This is a genomic window from Salmonella sp. SAL00672 (genome assembly GCF_046552175.1).
Lineage (GTDB): Bacteria > Pseudomonadota > Gammaproteobacteria > Enterobacterales > Enterobacteriaceae > Salmonella > Salmonella enterica.
In genome coordinates, this window is sequence record NZ_JBGDUQ010000004.1 from 72034 (window position 1) to 89872 (window position 17839).

Below are 17839 nucleotides of genomic sequence, written 5' to 3' on the forward strand. Positions count from 1 at the left end.
TTACCCTGCCGCCTGCATCGTCGCCCACCAGTCAGCATCGGCGTCGATTTCGCCCTGCTGATTGACGCGAGGATAAGGCAGACCTTTACGTTTAGCGACTTTCGCCAGCACCGGATAACCACCCTCAAACAGCAGGCGCTGCTGTTCATCTTCCGGCAACATGCTATTTTCACGCAGATACATGCCCGCGTTCTGCCGCTGGCGCTGGGCTTCATAAAGAATGAGCGCGGAGGCGACGGAAACATTCAGCGACTGTACCATGCCGATCATAGGAATGATGATATCCCGATCCGCCAGGTCTAATGCTTCCTGAGTAATACCGGTTTTCTCCTGACCCATCAGAATACAGGTCGGGCGCGTGTAATCAATCTCGCGAAAGTCTACGGCCTTATCAGAAAGATGGGTTGCCAGAATCTGCATTCCCCGTCCTTTCAAATGGGCTACCGCATCGCCAATGGTACGGTGAGTTTTCACCTGTACCCAACTGTTGCTGCCCGCCGCCGCGGAAGCCATGGTGCGCATCCGGCTACCTGGCCAGATAGCATGGACTTCATGGACGCCAACGGCATCTGCGGTACGAATGATTGCAGAAACGTTATGAGGTTTGTGGACTTGCTCCATGCAGACCGTGAGATCAGGCTGACGCCTGGCGAGCATTTCGCATATACGCGCATAACGTTTTGGATTCATAGCGCTAGTTTCGGTTACGGGTGACTTTAATAACGTCTGGCATCACGCGGATTTTGCGCATGATATTCGCCAGATGTACGCGATCGCGTGCGGTAAGGCGAATAAAGGTACTATAGACGCGACCATCTTTCTCTTCAGTATTCAGGCTTTGAATATTGGAGGTGGTGGTATTAATCGCCGCCGTCAGGTTAGCCAGCGCGCCCTGATGGTTAAACATTTCCACCTTGATTTCGGTAATGAATTCCTGCTCCGTCTCTTTGTCCCATTCGACCGCCATAAATTTCTCTGGCTCTTTCTGGTATCCACGGATATTACGGCAGGATTCATGGTGGATCACCAGTCCTTTACCTGGGCTGACGTGAGCGATGATCGGGTCGCCTGGGATCGGACGACAACACTTCGCAAAGGTGATAAGCACACCATCCGCGCCTTTAATCGGCAGGTGGCCGTGATTCGATTGCGCAACGGTCGGCACCACGGCTTCGCCTTGCTGCAGATTTTTCGCGACCACTACGCTCATCGCGTTGCCGAGACCGATTTCCGCCAGCAGATCGTCAAGCGTTGCCAGCTTCATACGATCCAATTCGCGCTGAATATTTTCCTGCGGAATTTCCGCCAGCTTACGACTACCGCCTAAGGCATGGTTAAGCAGACGACGGCCCAGGCTTACGGAGTCATCACGTTTGAGGTTTTTCAGCAACTGACGAATTTTAGCGCGCGCTTTAGAGCTGACGACAAAGTTCAGCCAGGCGGCGTTGGGACGCGCGCCCGGCGCGGTAATAATTTCGACGGTCTGACCGCTGCTAAGCGGCTGCGACAGCGGATAAGGCTGGCGGTCGACACGCGCGCCGACGCAGGCGTGACCGATGTCGGTATGCACTGCATAGGCAAAATCCACCGGCGTAGCGCCAGCGGGCAGTTCGACAATACGCCCTTCCGGGGTGAAAACGTAAATCTCATCCGGGAAGAGATCGGATTTTACGCTTTCGATAAATTCAAACGAACTACCGGCGCTCTGTTGTAGCTCCAGCAGGCTCTGCATCCAGCGCTGGGCGCGGATCTGCGCCGTGGTGCTGGTCTCACCGTGTTCTTTATACGCCCAGTGCGCCGCGACCCCCATTTCCGCCATCTGATCCATGTCTTCGGTACGGATCTGGACTTCAACAGGAACGCCGTGCGGGCCGATCATTGAGGTGTGCAAAGACTGATAGCCGTTCGCTTTGGGAATGGCAATATAGTCTTTCACCCGTCCCGGACGCGGCTTATAGAGACTGTGCATCTGGCCGAGTACGCGATAGCAGGTATCGGAGTCATGAACGATGACGCGGAAAGCGTAAATGTCCATGATCGAGTGAAAACGCTGCTCTTTGAGCACCATTTTGCAGTAGATCGAGTAAAGATGTTTTTCGCGACCGCTAACGCGACACGGAATTCCCGCCTCTTGCAAACGTCCTTCGATTTCAGAGAGGATTTTTTGGATCATCTCCTTACGGTTGCCGCGCGCCGCTTTTACCACTTCTTTGATGACGCGGTAACGATTGGGATACAGCGCTTCAAAACCCAGCTCTTCCAGCTCGGTTTTGATGTGATGAATACCTAAACGGTGCGCCAGAGGACTGTAGATTTCCAGCGTTTCACGGGCAATACGACGACGTTTATCCGGGCGTAACGAGCCCAGCGTGCGCATGTTATGGGTACGGTCAGCAAGCTTAATGAGGATGACGCGGATATCCTGCACCATCGCCATAATCATTTTGCGAAAGTTTTCGGCCTGCGCCTCTTTCTTATCGCGAAACTTGAGCTTATCAAGTTTCGACACCCCCTCTACCAGCTCGGCAACGCTTTTACCGAAAAGCTGTTCCATGTCCTGATAGGTGGCGGGGGTATCTTCAATCACGTCATGCAGCAGAGCGGCCATCAGCGTTTCGTAGTCGAGTTTCATCTCGGCCAGAATACAGGCCACCGCCACCGGGTGCGTGATATAGGGTTCACCGCTTGAACGTGTCTGGCCCTCGTGAGCGTCACGTGCAACGAGATACGCCTGCCGAAGACGCTTAATCTGGTCTTCCGGCAGGTAGGTTTGAATCAGTTGATTCAGGCTTTCAAACAGATACAAGGGCGACCCGCTTTGTGATTAACGACGACCTTCAGCAATAGCGGTAACGGCTTGTAATTCAGCGGCTTCCTGCTCTTGCTGTTCCTGGCGCTCGCGGACGTCGAGGATCTGGTTGTTAATCAGACCTTCTTCGATTTCGCGCAGCGCGATAACGGTAGTTTTATCGTTTTCTTCCGGTACCAGCGGATCCTTTCCGCCTACCTGCATCTGACGAGCGCGACGCGCGGCGACCAGTACCAGGTCAAAACGGTTACCAATTTTCTCTACAGCGTCCTGAACAGTTACGCGTGCCATACTTAAAATGCTCCACAGGTGAAGAAATGACTGGGCATGATACTGAAAGTGGGTTCAGTCTGCCAACAATTTGCTGATTAAAGCGTCATGACGCTGCTTTTGGCGGCTCATACGCAGACGTTCAGCGCGAATGATGGTTTTCAAGTCGCTTAACGCGGTATCAAAGTCGTCATTCACAATAAGATAATCATATTCGGCGTAATGGCTCATTTCTGCAACCGCTTGCGCCATTCGTTTGGCAATGACTTCTTCGCTATCTTGCCCGCGGCCGCGTAAACGGCGATCCAATTCGATCTTTGACGGCGGCAAAATAAAAATGCTGCGTGCTTGCGGCATCTTTTCGCGAATTTGCTGGGCGCCCTGCCAGTCGATATCCAGAAAAACATCAACGCCGGTTGCCAGCACTTGCTCAATGGTTTCGCGCGAAGTGCCGTAGTAATTGCCAAACACTTCCGCGTGCTCCAGAAACGCCTCCCTGCCAATCATGGTTTTAAACTCATCATGATTTACAAAGAAATAGTGCTCACCGTGCACTTCACCCGGACGCGGCGCGCGCGTGGTATGTGAAACGGAAACCTGAGTGTCATACAACGGTTGGGTTTTTAATAAAGCCTGAATCAGGCTGGATTTACCCGCGCCACTGGGGGCAGAAACAATATAAAGCGTACCTTGAGCCATGAGTATCTTACGTCTGTGATTATCGAAATAGAGCCTTGATACGGGCTTATTATACACATCGCCGTTATGCGACGTAGTCTTTGTCACACTTTTTGCGCCAGATTATTGCATTTTGCGTCCCTTTTTCCGCTTTTATCGCGTCGTTGCAGCAACCCACCAAAAAATCTGGAAAGCGGCTCGGATGGTGCATTTTTACCTGTCGGTTTTTATTCACTAAAGCGCTATACCTGCCGGGCAATGTGCGCAGGAGGTTGTGATGAGATTATGGAAAAGTATGGCGTGGGGAATTTTATTGTGGCATTCGCAGAGTGGGGCGCTTTGCCCGGCCTGGCCGCCAGCAAGGGCCGCTGAAGAAATCACCCGTTTACAGCAACAGCTCGCTGACTGGAATGACATCTACTGGAAACAAGGGGTTAGCGCGGTTGACGATAGTGTGTACGACCAACTCAGCGCAAGGCTGGTTCAGTGGCAACGCTGTGTTGGTCAGGATGTTTCATCTACTCCGGTTTCACCGCCGTTAAACGGTACAACAATGCACCCTGTTGCGCACACGGGCGTACGTAAACTCGCGGACCGACAGGCGGTAGAACAGTGGATGCGCGGGCGCAGCGAGCTTTGGGTACAACCAAAAGTGGATGGTGTAGCGGTAACGCTGGTTTATCAAAACGGTAAACTGGCCAGGGCTATCAGCCGGGGTAACGGACTACAAGGCGAGGACTGGACGCCAAAAATTCGCCTGATCCCCTCTATACCGCAGTCAACACAAGGCGCGCTTGCTAACGCGGTGTTGCAGGGCGAAATCTTTCTACAGCGCGAGGGACATATCCAGCAACGGATGGGTGGGATGAATGCGCGCTCGAAAGTCGCAGGAATGTTAATGCGCCAGGATAACGCCTCCGCGCTAAATTCGTTGGGTATTTTTATTTGGGCGTGGCCGGACGGTCCGGCAAATATGCCCGAAAGATTAAGCCAACTTGCTAAGGCTGGATTCAGTCTGACGAAGAAATATTCCCTGGTGGTAAAAGATGCCAGCGAGGTCGAGCGGGCGCGCCAGTCATGGCTGACGTCAGCGTTGCCCTTTGTGACGGATGGCGTAGTGATACGCATGGCTAAAGAGCCCGCGTCACAATACTGGCGACCCGGGCAGGGCGACTGGCTGGCAGCATGGAAATATCCGCCAGTAGCGCAGGTCGCGCAAGTGAGCGCTATTCAGTTCTCGGTGGGGAAAAGCGGCAAAATTACCGTAGTAGCGTCGCTTGTCCCCGTTATATTGGATGATAAGCGGGTTCAGCGGGTCAATATCGGTTCTGTGAAACGTTGGGAAGCGTGGGATATCGCGCCGGGCGATCAGATCCTGGTGAGTCTGGCGGGGCAAGGCATTCCCCGGCTTGATGAGGTCGTCTGGCGGAGTCGTGAACGGAGTAAGCCTGTGCCGCCTGATAGCCATTTCAACTCGCTGACCTGCTTTTACGCGTCGGCAACGTGTCAGGAACAGTTTATCTCCAGGCTGATATGGCTGGGGTCACGGTCGGCGTTGGGTCTGGACGGAATGGGTGAAGCCAGCTGGCGGGCCTTGCATCAGACGCATCGCTTTGAGCATATCTTCTCCTGGCTTACCCTGACGTCAGCGCAAATAGCCAACACGCCAGGCTTTGCTAAAGGAAAAAGCGAGCAGATATGGCGGCAATTTAACCTGGCGCGCCGGCAGCCGTTTACCCGCTGGATCATGGCGATGGATATCCCCTTAACGCAGGCCGCATTACAGGCCAGCGGCGATCGTTCATGGGAGCAGTTATTAATGCGAACAGAGCAACACTGGCGGCAGTTACCAGCGACGGGCGAGCGTCGTGCCGGGAGAGTCATCGACTGGCGGAATAATCTGCAGATCAAAGCGCTGAGCAGATGGCTGGCTGCTCAGCATATTCCCGGATTTGGGTCTTAGTGCCCTTCATGGCGGTAATAAAATACCGGCAGGCCAAGTTTAAGACGTAGCGCTAATAACCTTGCTGTAAAGCCAAACAGTAGCGTAGAGATAACGACGACATCCGGATTCATGACGTAATGTTGCAGCGCAATATAGAGCACCGCCGAGGCGAACGAAATGCCGGCATATAGCTCTTTTTGAAACACCAGTGGAATGCGTTTGCAGAACATATCGCGGAGCACGCCGCCAAAGACGCCAGTAGTGACGGCGGCCACCACGGCGATAATTGGCCCTTCGCCCATATCAAGGGCTATCTGAGCGCCAATAATAGAGAAAACCACCAACCCCAGCGCGTCAAGTACCAGGAAAAGCTTGCGTAAATAGGGCATGACGGGGGCAACAATGGTGGTCAATACAGCGGCAGTCGCCACAATAATGACATATTCGGGATGCTTCACCCAACCCAGCGGATAGTGACCGAGCAGAATGTCGCGAACTGAGCCTCCACCAATGGCGGTGGCGGTAGCAATAATAATTACGCCGAATGTATCCATGCGACGACGACCCGCAGCGAGTGCGCCCGTCATGGCCTCGGCAGTGATGCCAATTAAATAAAGAACGTGCAACAGCATGATTTCCCCCTAATTTACTGGGGGCGAAGATTAACGATTTGTGCGCTGTATCACGATTGAGATTTTCTAAGGTATTACGCGATTAATAAATTTTAGTAATGATTTTAAATTTATGATTAATAATTATTTATTATAAATATCAATAAATTGAACATCATTTTTGTGGTTTATTGTATACGAGGTTTTTCTGTTTTGACTTAGATAAATTAAATGAACGGCGCCCTGGATGCGCCGCCGGTGAGTTATTTCATTATGGCTGCTGTGCGGTAAGTTGTGTGATGAAGCGCTGGCGCGAGCGTTCCACATACTGTTGCAAGCCATTGGAATCAAAGAATGCCTGTGTATCGCCGTTGCGAAGTTGCTGTCGTTTCTCCAGTAGCCCGAAGCGGTCACCTTTGTTGGCAATAAAGATATCAACATGCTGGGCGGCCAGCGTCTTAAAGCTACCCTGAATATCAGTAACCAGGTCAGGGTAATTTTTGTTGTTAATCAGCAGATAGTCGGGCGTGGCGAGACTGTCAGCGTAAATTAGCGTCTTGCCGTTGCGGAGCGTTACGCGCCAGGAGGTTGAGCCGGGTAGATGTCCAGGCGTGAATAGCGCTGTCACGGTTATCCCTCCGAGGCTGATGCTTTCCTGGTTGTGGATAATTTTATCGGTGGTGACGGGCGGAAAGGGGAGCGCATCGCCAAGCGCAAAATCCTGTCGTCCACCCCTCGCCATCTGATCGGCGTTGGGTTGGCTGGCGACCAATTGTGCGCCGCTCCACGCTTTCAAACGTGCCATGCCCCCCGCTTGATCCAGCCGCGCATGGCTGTTCAACAGATAGCGCACGTCTGTGAGGCGGAATCCTGCCGTTTCAATATTCGCTTTAATTTGCGGTGCGCTTTCATCCAACCCCGCATCAATAAGAATATGCCCTGCCGGAGTGGTCAGCAGAATAGAAGAGAGATTTTCCGTGCCGACATACCACACGCCTTCTGTGATTTGAAACGGCTTCATAGGCTTAGCCCACGCTTTAAACAGTGATAACGGAGGCGCGGGTGATAACGGTTGTGAAGGATCTAATGCCGCCATGGCAGGAAGTGCTGATGTTGAAAATATACATACAAAGAATAATGCATAGCGATTCATAATGTTCTCCTGATTGAAGCGCCCGCAGTATACCTGGCAGTAATTTAGCCAGGTTCAATAAGAGAGACGTTTAATGAACTTGCTGCAAATGGATATGAACCTGTTAAAAGTACTGTATGTGCTGCTGGAGACGAGCTCTACGGGGAAAACGGCGCAAAAGCTGGCTTTGTCGCCTTCTGCGGTAAGTCATGCGCTAATGAGATTGCGCGATGCGCTAAACGATCCGTTGTTTCGACGGGAAGGGAACCGCCAGATTGCTACGCCTTATGCGCAGGCGCTGCGTGACAAATTGGCGCCTGTGTTTGTTTCGCTTAATGAGGAGCTGTTTGGCGATAAAGAGAACGGCTCCCGTTGTTTTCGGGTGGTACTTCCTCCCGCATTGAACGCGCTGCTTACGCCCGTTCTCGCAGAGAAAGGTCATCTTCATCAGGCGATGATCGAGTGCCTTCCTTTTGCCCGCCGACCCTGGCGTGATGAACTGTTGGATAGCTCGGTTGATTTGGTGCTGGCAATTGGCGACCATCAAAAGCAGGTCAGCGCTCTGCATTACGAGCGGGTGGGGACGACGCGTTTGATCGCGGTTTATGGCGCGCCATTGCGTTCACGTCTGGAGAATGCCGCAGCGTTGAATTTTGCTGATCTGCAGCATTATCAACACATTTACTGTTTGCCGTGGACAAAAGAGAACAACGAACTGGACAGGCAGCAGGCTCGTGCCGGGTTTGAACGTCCGCTGGCGTTTGTTTGTCATGATTACAGTCAACTTGCGCCTGCTGTCCAGTCGGCGCCGCTAATGGCGATTGTACCGCGCCCCTGGTATGAAAATTTATCCGATAAGCGCGGTCTTTTTGTCCTGCCGCTTGCCGGGGAGCAGGCGGAAGGCGCTATTTTTATGCAGTATCGGGCTTCAACGGTAGAGTGGAAGCGACGCCTTATCGACGCTATTCGCCGGAAATTAAAAACGTACTACCGATAAACGCGAGAGCCCGCATAAGGCGGGCTCTGTGACATATTGAGCGCCAGAATTATTCAATATTCTGGATTTGCTCGCGCATTTGCTCGATCAACACTTTTAATTCAATAGCGGAGTTAGTTACATCAGCGTTGATGGATTTGGAGGCCAGGGTGTTCGACTCACGGTTAAATTCTTGCATCATGAAGTCCAGACGGCGACCTACCGCCTCTTTTTTCTTCAGAATGTTGTAAGTCTCTTTGACGTGCGCTTCGAGACGATCCAGCTCTTCCGCCACATCAATGCGCTGCGCCATCATCACCAGCTCTTGCTCCAGACGGTTGTTTTCCAACTGAACCTGAGCATCTTCCAGCTTCGCGACCAGGCGTTCACGCTGCCATTGCAGGATTTCCGGCATATGCGCGCGGACTTTCGCTACTTCGGCGCTGACGCCTTCCAGCCGTTGTTCAATCAGCGCTTTCAGCGCCTGGCCTTCCGTTTCACGCGCCACGATAAAGTCATCCAGCGTACCGTCCAGCGCGGCTAAAATTTCTGCGGCAATCGCGTCCAGATCCTGCTCTTGCGCCGCCATGACACCTGGCCAGCGTAAAATATCAACCGGATTGATTTCCCCTTCGTCGCTCTGCATTTTGACCCAGTTTGCGGCGCTAACTAATTGTTTCGCGAGCTTTTCATTCAGAATAAGCTCGCCTTGCGCGCTGGCATCGGGTTCAAAACGCAGCATACATTCGACTTTGCCGCGCGTCAGGCGTGTACGAATGCGTTCGCGCACGACGGGTTCAAGACTACGGAACTGTTCCGGCAGACGAAAGTAAGTTTCCAGATAACGCTGGTTTACCGAGCGCATTTCCCAGGTCGCGCTACCCCATTCACCCTTGATTTCACGCCGGGCGTAGGCGGTCATACTGCGGATCATAGATGTTCCCGTTTTTAAAGGAGAGATGAGGGGATTATAGCTATCCATGCCTTGTCAGGATAGGAATAACCATCGGAAGTCCGTATAATGCGCAGCCACATTCGTTTTAAGCCGGAGATCTCAATATGCGTCCAGCAGGCCGTAGCGCTAATCAGGTGCGTCCCGTAACCCTGACCCGTAACTATACAAAACACGCTGAAGGCTCGGTACTGGTCGAATTTGGAGATACCAAAGTGTTGTGCACCGCCTCCATTGAAGAAGGCGTCCCACGTTTTCTGAAAGGACAAGGCCAGGGGTGGATCACCGCAGAGTATGGCATGTTGCCTCGCGCTACCCATACCCGTAATGCGCGTGAAGCAGCAAAGGGTAAGCAGGGCGGCCGTACTATGGAAATTCAGCGTTTGATCGCGCGTGCGCTGCGTGCGGCGGTCGATCTGAAAACGCTCGGCGAATTTACCATTACGCTGGACTGCGATGTAATCCAGGCCGATGGCGGTACGCGTACAGCGTCTATTACCGGCGCCTGCGTGGCGTTGGCGGATGCGCTGAATAAATTGGTTGCCAACGGTAAGCTGAAAACCAACCCGATGAAAGGCATGGTGGCGGCGGTTTCCGTAGGCATCGTTAACGGCGAAGCGATCTGCGATCTGGAATATGTTGAAGATTCCGCCGCAGAAACCGACATGAACGTCGTGATGACTGAAGACGGCCGCATTATTGAAGTACAGGGTACCGCGGAAGGCGAGCCGTTCAGCCATGAAGAACTTCTCACTTTGTTGGCGCTGGCCCGAGGGGGAATTGAATCCATTGTGGCGACGCAGAAGGCGGCGTTAGAAAATTGATTTTAAGGCGACTGAAAAGTCGCCTTTTTTTTGTCCGTAAATTTCGTAAATGATGAAAGTAAGAAAAGGAGCGAATCCATGAAACCGTATCAGCGCCAGTTTATTGAGTTTGCGCTTAACAAGCAGGTACTAAAGTTTGGCGAGTTTACGCTGAAATCCGGGCGCAAAAGCCCCTATTTCTTCAACGCCGGGCTGTTTAATACCGGGCGCGACCTGGCGTTGTTAGGCCGTTTTTATGCCGAAGCGCTGGTGGATTCCGGTATTGAATTTGATCTGCTGTTTGGCCCCGCGTACAAAGGTATTCCGATCGCGACGACGACGGCGGTTGCGCTGGCGGAACATCACGATAAAGACCTGCCGTACTGCTTTAACCGCAAAGAGGCAAAAGATCATGGCGAAGGCGGGAGTCTGGTGGGCAGCGCGCTACAGGGCCGCGTGATGCTGGTGGATGACGTGATTACCGCAGGTACGGCGATTCGCGAGTCGATGGAGATTATTCAGGCGCACGGGGCTACGCTGGCTGGCGTACTGATTTCGTTGGATCGTCAGGAACGTGGCCGCGGCGAGATTTCCGCGATTCAGGAAGTGGAGCGCGACTATGGCTGTAAGGTTATCTCCATCATTACGCTGAAAGACCTGATTGCCTATCTGGAAGAAAAACCTGATATGGCTGAGCATCTGGCGGCTGTGCGAGCATACCGGGAAGAATTTGGCGTGTAAGCGAATTGCCCGGTGGCGCTTTACCGGGCCTATGTTTCTGTCGCCTGGATAAGGCGTGAGCCACTATCCAGTCAGCGTTACTGTAGCTGAGCGGCAATGAGCGGCCAGCGGGCGTCGAAATCGTCCGTTGGGCGGTATTTAAATTCGCTACGCACGAACCGTGAAAGCATACCTTCACAGAAGGCTAACAGCTGGCTTGCCAGCAGATTTTCATCCGTCGTGTAGCCTTCGCCTTCACGCATTCTTTTTTCTCGTAGCACCTGGCGGAGCTGCGCTTCGATGCGTTCAAAAAGCTGATTAATGCGCCCCTGCAGGCGATCCTGTTCAAACATCAGCGCGTGCCCGGTAAGAATGCGCGTCAGGCCAGGGTTGCGTTCGCCAAAACCCAGAATCAGCAACACAATCAGGCGCAAACGCGTGCTGGTGTTTTTTTCATCTTTTAAAATCAGATTGATACGGGTAATCAGACTATCTTCGATAAACTCAATCAGGCTATCGAACATGCGGGTCTTGCTGGGAAAATGGCGGTATAGCGCCGCTTCGGAAACGCCGACCGAGGCCGCCAGTTTTGCCGTCGTGATGCGTTGGCTTCCATCGCTGGATTCAAGCATCAGCGCCAGTGACTGAAGTATTTCTTCGCGACGATTCCTTTTCGCAGTTTGTTTTTCTGCCATGTTACAAAATACCCCTGAAAATAAGCACTTGCCAGGCGAGCACCCACGCTATAACCGCAAACTCAGCGCTTGCGGCAGTATTATGACGTTATGGGGATGCGTAAAATTTACTTACGGCCAGAATGACCGAAGCCGCCCTCGCCACGTTCGGTGGCGTCAAATGCTTCCACCAGATTAAATTCGGCCTGAACGACCGGAACAAACACCATTTGCGCGATACGTTCGCCCGGTTCAATGGTAAAACTGTCCTGACCACGGTTCCAGATCGAAACCATCAGTTGCCCCTGATAATCGGAATCAATCAGCCCGACCAGGTTGCCCAGCACGATACCATGTTTATGGCCCAGGCCCGAACGCGGCAACATGACTGCCGCCAGTGATGGATCGGCGATATGAATGGCCAGTCCGGTAGGCACCAACGTCGTTGCGCCAGGCGCCAGTTCTACGGCGTCGTCGAGACAGGCGCGCAGGTCAAGCCCGGCAGAACCAGAAGTAGCATAAGTCGGCAGCGGAAACTGCTGACCAACACGCGGGTCCAGAATCTTAACGTCGATTTTTTTCATCATAACGGGTCACGATCTCGTCGAGTAATAATTGGCCCAGGAGTTCTTTTCGCTCAAGCGGTAAGACTTTATCTCCATCCTGCCAGAAAAGGTGTAAAGCGTTTTTATCGCTATTAAATCCCTGATTTGAAAGAGAAACATCATTTGCACAAATCAGGTCAAGGTTCTTGCGGATACGTTTTTGCCGGGCGTATTCTTCCACATTATTCGTTTCCGCGGCAAACCCAACAACGTAGGGGCGATTGTCACTGAGTGCGGCCACCCCGGCGACAATGTCCGGGTTTTTGACCATTTTTATTAGTAATTCATCACCTTGCGCCGCCTGTTTTTTGATTTTTTCACTGGCGATAGTCTCTGCGCGATAGTCAGCCACGGCGGCGCAGCTAATGAAAATATGCTGCTGTTGAACGGCGGCCTGAACAGCGGCTTCCATGTCCAGCGCGGTTATGACATCAACCCGTTTTACAAAAGGCGGCGTCGGTAACGAAACGGGACCGGAGACCAGCGTGACATTTGCGCCGCGACGCGCGGCGGCCGCCGCAATAGCGAAGCCCATTTTACCGGAGCTGTGGTTGGAAATATAACGCACCGGGTCGAGCGGTTCGCGCGTCGGGCCTGCCGTAATCATGATATTAAGATGTCGCAGATCGTTGACGGCGGCGAAATGCGCGGCGGCCTTATCAACGATAACTAATGGGTCCAGCATTCGGCCTGGGCCTACGTCGCCGCACGCCTGACTGCCGCTATCCGGCCCCCAAATGAACAGGCCGCGAGAGGCGAGCACCTCCAGATTATGTTGCGTGGCGGCAGCGCGGTACATCTGTTGGTTCATGGCCGGAAGCACGGCCACCGGGGCTGGCGTCGCCAGGCAAATGGTGGAGACTAAATCATTAGCCATACCCGATGCTACACGGGCGATCAGATCGGCGGTCGCGGGGGCAAGAATCACCAGGTTGGCCCATTTCCCCAACTCGATATGCCCCATCGCGGCTTCGGCGGCAGGGTCAAGCAGACTGTCGGATACGGGATAACCCGACACTGCCTGTAAGCTCAGGGGGGTAATAAAGGCTTTTGCCGCCTCGGTCATTGCCACGCGCACGTCAGCGCCGCGCTCACGTAAACGGCGCACCAGTTCCGGCGTTTTATACGCAGCGATACCGCCGCTAACGCCGAGAACAATTTTTTTACCGGCCAGGCTCATCATGTCTTTCCTGTTGGGTGACTTTGAAAGGCGGCTATTTTATCACAATCTCTACGGCGTCGTGTCTTTGCCTGCGCTCCACTTTGCGAGGCGCTACGCAAGAACAAAATCGGGGCGTCGATCTCTCCCAAAGGCTGTGCCACTATGCCGCTTCCTTAAAAAAGGAGGTGCGCGTATGGATACGTTGGACGAATTATTACCGCGCGAAAAAATGCTCAGATCCGGCATTGCTTCCCTCAGCGACGTGGAGTTGCTGGCGCTTTTTTTACGTACCGGCACGCCGGGAAAAGATGTTATGACGTTGGCAAAAGAGATATTGCAGCACTTTGGGTCGCTGTATGGCCTGCTGTCGGCGGACTTTGCGCAGTTTCGCGGCGTAAACGGCATCGGCCTGGCGAAATTCGCGCAGTTGAAAGGCATTGCTGAGCTGGCAAGGCGCTATTACAGCGTGCGCATGAATGAGGAAAGTGCGTTGCTGAGTCCGGAAATGACGCGGGAATTTCTGCAAAGCCAACTGACGGGCGAAGAGCGTGAGATCTTTCTGGTGATCTTCCTTGATGCCCAGCACCGGGTGCTTCAGCACAGCCGCCTGTTTTCCGGCACGCTTAACCACGTAGAGGTGCATCCGCGTGAGATTGTTCGGGAAGCGATTAAACTCAATGCTTCAGCGGTCATTCTGGCGCATAACCACCCTTCAGGCTGCGCAGAGCCAAGTAAAGCAGATAAACTTATCACTGAGCGCGTGATAAAGTGTTGCCAGTTTATGGATATCCGGGTGCTCGATCACCTGATAATTGGGCGCGGAGAGTACGTTTCTTTTGCCGAACGCGGCTGGATTTAAGATTCTTTGCGCGATCCATCGGGATCTTTGTCTGTTCGGGACTTGAGCATATCGCCGGGTCAGCGTATACTACGCCACCTTTGAGAATCTCGGGTTTGGCATTTGGGCCTGGCAATCGAGAGTTCAATAGAACTGCGCGATGACCAGGCTGTAAAGCCTGACGAGGCGCCGATACCCCATACGAAGCTCGAGCTAATTTGATTTTTGGAGAATAGACATGTCCCGAGTCTGCCAAGTTACTGGCAAGCGTCCGGTGACCGGTAACAACCGTTCCCACGCACTGAACGCGACTAAACGCCGTTTCCTGCCTAACCTGCACTCTCACCGTTTCTGGGTTGAGAGCGAGAAGCGTTTTGTCACCCTGCGTGTATCTGCTAAAGGTATGCGTATCATCGATAAAAAAGGCATCGAAACAGTTCTGTCTGAACTGCGTGCCCGTGGCGAAAAGTACTAAGTACTAAGAGGAAATAAATCATGGCTAAAGGTATTCGTGAGAAAATCAAGCTGGTTTCTTCTGCTGGTACTGGTCACTTCTATACCACGACGAAGAACAAACGTACTAAGCCGGAAAAACTGGAACTGAAAAAATTCGATCCAGTTGTCCGTCAGCACGTGATCTACAAAGAAGCGAAAATCAAATAATTCTCGCTTTGATGTAACAAAAACCTCGCTTCGGCGGGGTTTTTTGTTTTCTGGCCGTCCCCATATTAATGAGACCTGCCACACAGCCGGAGACGTTATGCCTGAATTACCCGAAGTTGAAACCAGCCGCCGGGGTATTGAACCCCATTTAGTTGGCGCTACTATCCTGCACGCCCATATCCGTAACGGCCGTCTGCGCTGGCCGGTTTCAGATGAAATTTATCGTCTGAGCGATACACCCGTCCTTAGCGTTCAGCGTCGTGCTAAATATCTACTGCTGGAGCTGCCTGACGGCTGGATAATTATTCACCTGGGGATGTCGGGAAGCTTGCGGATACTGCCGGAAGCGCTGCCGGCGGAAAAGCACGACCATGTCGATTTGGTGATGAGCAACGGCAAAATTCTACGTTATACCGATCCTCGCCGCTTTGGCGCCTGGTTATGGACCAAAGAGCTGGAAGGGCATAACGTACTGGCGCATCTGGGACCGGAGCCGCTAAGCGATGAGTTTAATGGCGAATATTTGCAGCAGAAATGCGCGAAGAAGAAGACGGCGATTAAACCCTGGCTGATGGATAACAAGCTGGTGGTCGGCGTGGGGAATATCTACGCCAGCGAGTCGCTGTTTGCCGCTGGTATTCACCCTGACCGCCTGGCGTCGTCACTCTCGACAGAGGAGTGCGATCTGCTGGCGCGGGTGATTAAAGCCGTTTTGCTGCGCTCTATTGAACAAGGCGGGACAACGCTGAAGGATTTTCTGCAAAGCGATGGGAAACCAGGCTATTTTGCGCAGGAGTTGCAGGTGTACGGGCGCAAAGGCGAGCCGTGTCGGGTATGCGGTACGCCGATAGTCGCAACGAAACACGCACAGCGTGCGACGTTCTATTGCCGTCACTGTCAGAAGTAAAACGCCAGGCCGGCAAGGAAGGATACTTATTTCAACTTATCCATTAGCGCCTGATGCACATTGTCCGGCAGAAAGTGGGTCACATCGCCCTGATGGCGCGCCACTTCTTTGACCAGCGACGATGAGATAAACGACCACTCTTTGGACGGCATCAGGAAAACGCTTTCCAGTTGCGGCATCAGATGGCGATTCATATGCGCCAACTGCATTTCATATTCAAAATCCGCCACCGCGCGCAGACCACGAATCAGGATATTCGCCTGTCTGTCGCGGGCGAAATTGGCCATCAGGTCGCTAAAGCCCACCACCTCTACGTTACCCAGGTGTGCGGTCGCTTTTTGCGCCAGCGCCACACGTTCGTCCAGGGTGAACATGGGTTTCTTGCCGGGGCTGGCGGCGATAGCCAGAATGACATGGTCGAACATCTGCGTTGCGCGCGTCACAATATCAAGATGACCGTTAGTAATCGGATCAAACGTACCTGGATAAATCGCCCGTTTTTGCATGACAGCCCTCAATGCGTTTTCGGTGGCAGATAAGGTTCCAGCAGTTGCAGCAGACGCTGGAGCGCGCCCTGATTTTGATACAGCACTTCAACTGCGTGACGTCCGTAGAAATTACGATAATCAGCGTCGGTCAGTAAAGAGGAAACTTCTTTTGCCAGCGTAGCCGCATCGGTAATCGTGATAAGTCCGCTCGCCTGATCCAGACGGGCGCAAATATCTTTAAAGTTAAAGGTATGCGGACCCATCAGTACCGGAATCGCATGAGCGGCAGCCTCCAGCGGGTTATGACCGCCGCGTTCAACCAGCGAACCACCAACAAAGGCGAGATCGGCAATGCCATAGAGCAACATTAATTCGCCCATGGTATCGCCTACCACGACCTGGGTGCTGGCGGACGGCACTTCGCCCGAAGAGCGAGTGATGTAGCTTAACCCTGCCTGACGCACAAGATTGATAGCATCCGGGAAACGCTCCGGATGGCGGGGCACCAGAATCAGTAATAAATTCGGGAATTGATGTAATAACGCCTGGTGAGCGGCGATAACGATACTCTCTTCGCCATCGTGGGTGCTGGTGGCAATCCAGACCGGACGGTGCGGCGCCCACTGGCGGCGTAGCGTAACGGCTTTAGCCGCCAACTGCGGCGTAACTGAAATATCAAATTTCAGACTGCCGGTGACCGTGACCTGATTGTTCTTCGCGCCCAATGTCACAAAGCGTTCGCCATCTTCTTCGTTTTGCGCGGCAATCAGGGTGATACGGCGCAAGAGCGTACGGACAAACTTGCCAAGCTTCGCATAACCCGCGGCGGAGCGGGCGGAAAGCCGCGCATTAGCGATAACCAGCGGAATATGACGTTTGTGCAACGCAGCAATCAGATTTGGCCAGAGCTCAGTCTCCATGATCAATACCAGCTTAGGATCAATCTTATTGAGGAAACGATTGAGCGCATCGGGCAAATCATAAGGCAAGTAAACGTGCTGAACATCGTTGCCAAAGGCGGACTGGACGCGCTCCGAGCCGGTCGGCGTCATGGTCGTTACGGTAATAGGCAGATCGGGATAGCGATGACGTAGAGCGCGGACCAATGGGATGGCCGCCAGAGTTTCGCCCACCGAGACGGAATGCAGCATGATTCCGCCCGGTTTCAACGGACGGCGGTAGAATCCGTAGCGTTCACCCCAGCGCTTACGATAGGCCGGCGCTTTACGTCCACGCACCCAAAGCCGTATCCAGATCAGAGGCTGAATAAGGTAGAGAAGAGCGGTGTAAAGCAATTCGAGCATAGTAAATAGCTGACTTATGGATGTGCTGGGGATTCTATGTATTTAGCCTGGGCTTTACCATTACTTTTCCCATTTTTGCGCCAAATTGGCTCAGAAGCGAGGATTCCAGGCGCTGAACCCCATTATTTTTGCATTTTTACGCAATCCATTGAAATTTGCCGCCCTTGTCGCCCCAGACAATGGGAATGACCATTCACAAGAGAGGGGTAAATTAATATCTCTTTGAATTTATGATTAAAAAAATGATTGTGTATAAAAATTATTCGTATCGGATTGCTGCGAAAGAAGTGTTACACTAGCGC

General features: G+C 52.8%; 20 protein-coding genes. 8 read left to right on the forward strand and 12 right to left on the reverse strand.

Annotation, left to right across the window (positions count from 1 at the left end; translation table 11 throughout):
- The 4 genes from trmH to gmk are packed head-to-tail and all read right to left on the reverse strand — an operon-like array spanning nt 1 to nt 3778.
- Nucleotides 1-690, reverse strand: coding sequence for a tRNA (guanosine(18)-2'-O)-methyltransferase TrmH (gene trmH / locus ACLJTG_RS12920; RefSeq protein ID WP_001068436.1), 690 nt, complete (start codon nt 688-690; stop codon nt 1-3).
- A 4-nt stretch (nt 691-694) separates the two neighbouring features.
- Nucleotides 695-2806 (reverse strand): bifunctional GTP diphosphokinase/guanosine-3',5'-bis pyrophosphate 3'-pyrophosphohydrolase, encoded by a 2112-nt coding sequence (gene spoT / locus ACLJTG_RS12925; RefSeq protein WP_000280481.1) that lies wholly within the window; start codon nt 2804-2806, stop codon nt 695-697.
- A gap of 18 nt (nt 2807-2824) precedes the next feature.
- The gene (gene rpoZ, locus ACLJTG_RS12930) at nt 2825-3100 is read right to left on the reverse strand and encodes a DNA-directed RNA polymerase subunit omega (protein ID WP_000135058.1); all 276 of its coding nucleotides are present in this window, start codon (nt 3098-3100) and stop codon (nt 2825-2827) included.
- 54 nt (nt 3101-3154) lie between these two features.
- Complete coding sequence (gmk, locus tag ACLJTG_RS12935) at nt 3155-3778, reverse strand: guanylate kinase (protein ID WP_000046966.1); 624 nt, start codon at nt 3776-3778, stop codon at nt 3155-3157.
- 256 nt (nt 3779-4034) lie between these two features.
- On the opposite strand from gmk, the gene ligB reads away from it, so the two are divergent.
- A complete protein-coding gene (gene ligB / locus ACLJTG_RS12940; protein ID WP_001241840.1) occupies nt 4035-5720 on the forward strand; it encodes an NAD-dependent DNA ligase LigB in 1686 nt (561 codons plus the stop codon).
- On the opposite strand, the gene ACLJTG_RS12945 is transcribed toward ligB, so the two are convergent.
- Nucleotides 5717-6334: a trimeric intracellular cation channel family protein gene (locus tag ACLJTG_RS12945; RefSeq protein WP_000924334.1), complete on the reverse strand. Its 618-nt coding sequence runs from the start codon at nt 6332-6334 to the stop codon at nt 5717-5719. The genes ligB and ACLJTG_RS12945 overlap by 4 nt on opposite strands.
- Nucleotides 6335-6584: 250 nt before the next feature.
- The gene (locus ACLJTG_RS12950; protein ID WP_001748907.1) at nt 6585-7466 is read right to left on the reverse strand and encodes an HARLDQ motif MBL-fold protein; all 882 of its coding nucleotides are present in this window, start codon (nt 7464-7466) and stop codon (nt 6585-6587) included.
- A gap of 73 nt (nt 7467-7539) precedes the next feature.
- Here ACLJTG_RS12950 and ACLJTG_RS12955 point away from each other — a divergent pair, with 73 nt between their 5' ends.
- On the forward strand, nt 7540-8442 hold the full coding sequence (locus tag ACLJTG_RS12955) for a LysR family transcriptional regulator (protein WP_001748906.1): 903 nt from the start codon (nt 7540-7542) through the stop codon (nt 8440-8442).
- Between the two features lie 49 nt (nt 8443-8491).
- On the opposite strand, the gene ACLJTG_RS12960 is transcribed toward ACLJTG_RS12955, so the two are convergent.
- The gene (locus tag ACLJTG_RS12960) at nt 8492-9355 is read right to left on the reverse strand and encodes a YicC/YloC family endoribonuclease (protein WP_000621352.1); all 864 of its coding nucleotides are present in this window, start codon (nt 9353-9355) and stop codon (nt 8492-8494) included.
- A 125-nt stretch (nt 9356-9480) separates the two neighbouring features.
- Here ACLJTG_RS12960 and rph point away from each other — a divergent pair, with 125 nt between their 5' ends.
- Together rph and pyrE are read left to right on the forward strand one after the other, a co-directional pair.
- The gene (gene rph / locus ACLJTG_RS12965) at nt 9481-10197 is read left to right on the forward strand and encodes a ribonuclease PH (RefSeq protein WP_001247078.1); all 717 of its coding nucleotides are present in this window, start codon (nt 9481-9483) and stop codon (nt 10195-10197) included.
- A 78-nt stretch (nt 10198-10275) separates the two neighbouring features.
- On the forward strand, nt 10276-10917 hold the full coding sequence (pyrE, locus tag ACLJTG_RS12970) for an orotate phosphoribosyltransferase (RefSeq protein ID WP_000806167.1): 642 nt from the start codon (nt 10276-10278) through the stop codon (nt 10915-10917).
- A gap of 77 nt (nt 10918-10994) precedes the next feature.
- Here the strand turns inward: pyrE and slmA are convergent, their stop codons facing one another.
- From slmA to coaBC, 3 genes are all read right to left on the reverse strand, one after another.
- The gene (gene slmA, locus ACLJTG_RS12975; RefSeq protein WP_000818607.1) at nt 10995-11591 is read right to left on the reverse strand and encodes a nucleoid occlusion factor SlmA; all 597 of its coding nucleotides are present in this window, start codon (nt 11589-11591) and stop codon (nt 10995-10997) included.
- A gap of 107 nt (nt 11592-11698) precedes the next feature.
- Entirely contained in the window at nt 11699-12157 is a 459-nt protein-coding gene (gene dut / locus ACLJTG_RS12980) for a dUTP diphosphatase (RefSeq protein WP_000976078.1), read from the reverse strand.
- The gene (coaBC, locus tag ACLJTG_RS12985; RefSeq protein ID WP_000050179.1) at nt 12135-13355 is read right to left on the reverse strand and encodes a bifunctional phosphopantothenoylcysteine decarboxylase/phosphopantothenate--cysteine ligase CoaBC; all 1221 of its coding nucleotides are present in this window, start codon (nt 13353-13355) and stop codon (nt 12135-12137) included. Before coaBC ends, dut begins: the two co-directional genes overlap by 23 nt.
- Before the next feature lie 175 nt (nt 13356-13530).
- Between coaBC and radC the strand changes: the two genes are divergently transcribed.
- The 4 genes from radC (at nt 13531) to mutM (ending at nt 15745) form a co-directional block, all read left to right on the forward strand.
- Nucleotides 13531-14196: a RadC family protein gene (gene radC, locus ACLJTG_RS12990; protein WP_000380129.1), complete on the forward strand. Its 666-nt coding sequence runs from the start codon at nt 13531-13533 to the stop codon at nt 14194-14196.
- 217 nt (nt 14197-14413) lie between these two features.
- Nucleotides 14414-14650 carry a 50S ribosomal protein L28 gene (rpmB, locus tag ACLJTG_RS12995; protein ID WP_001519051.1) on the forward strand — a complete coding sequence of 79 codons (237 nt, stop codon included), beginning with the start codon at nt 14414-14416 and terminating at the stop codon, nt 14648-14650.
- Between the two features lie 20 nt (nt 14651-14670).
- Nucleotides 14671-14838, forward strand: a complete 168-nt coding sequence (gene rpmG / locus ACLJTG_RS13000; protein ID WP_001051798.1) for a 50S ribosomal protein L33 — start codon at nt 14671-14673, stop codon at nt 14836-14838.
- Nucleotides 14839-14935: 97 nt separating this feature from the next.
- Complete coding sequence (mutM, locus tag ACLJTG_RS13005; protein ID WP_001114508.1) at nt 14936-15745, forward strand: bifunctional DNA-formamidopyrimidine glycosylase/DNA-(apurinic or apyrimidinic site) lyase; 810 nt, start codon at nt 14936-14938, stop codon at nt 15743-15745.
- A 26-nt stretch (nt 15746-15771) separates the two neighbouring features.
- Here the strand turns inward: mutM and coaD are convergent, their stop codons facing one another.
- Together coaD and waaA are read right to left on the reverse strand one after the other, a co-directional pair.
- Nucleotides 15772-16251, reverse strand: a complete 480-nt coding sequence (gene coaD, locus ACLJTG_RS13010) for a pantetheine-phosphate adenylyltransferase (protein WP_001171884.1) — start codon at nt 16249-16251, stop codon at nt 15772-15774.
- Nucleotides 16252-16259: 8 nt separating this feature from the next.
- Complete coding sequence (gene waaA, locus ACLJTG_RS13015; RefSeq protein ID WP_023243757.1) at nt 16260-17537, reverse strand: lipid IV(A) 3-deoxy-D-manno-octulosonic acid transferase; 1278 nt, start codon at nt 17535-17537, stop codon at nt 16260-16262.
- Nucleotides 17538-17839: the final 302 nt, after the last annotated feature.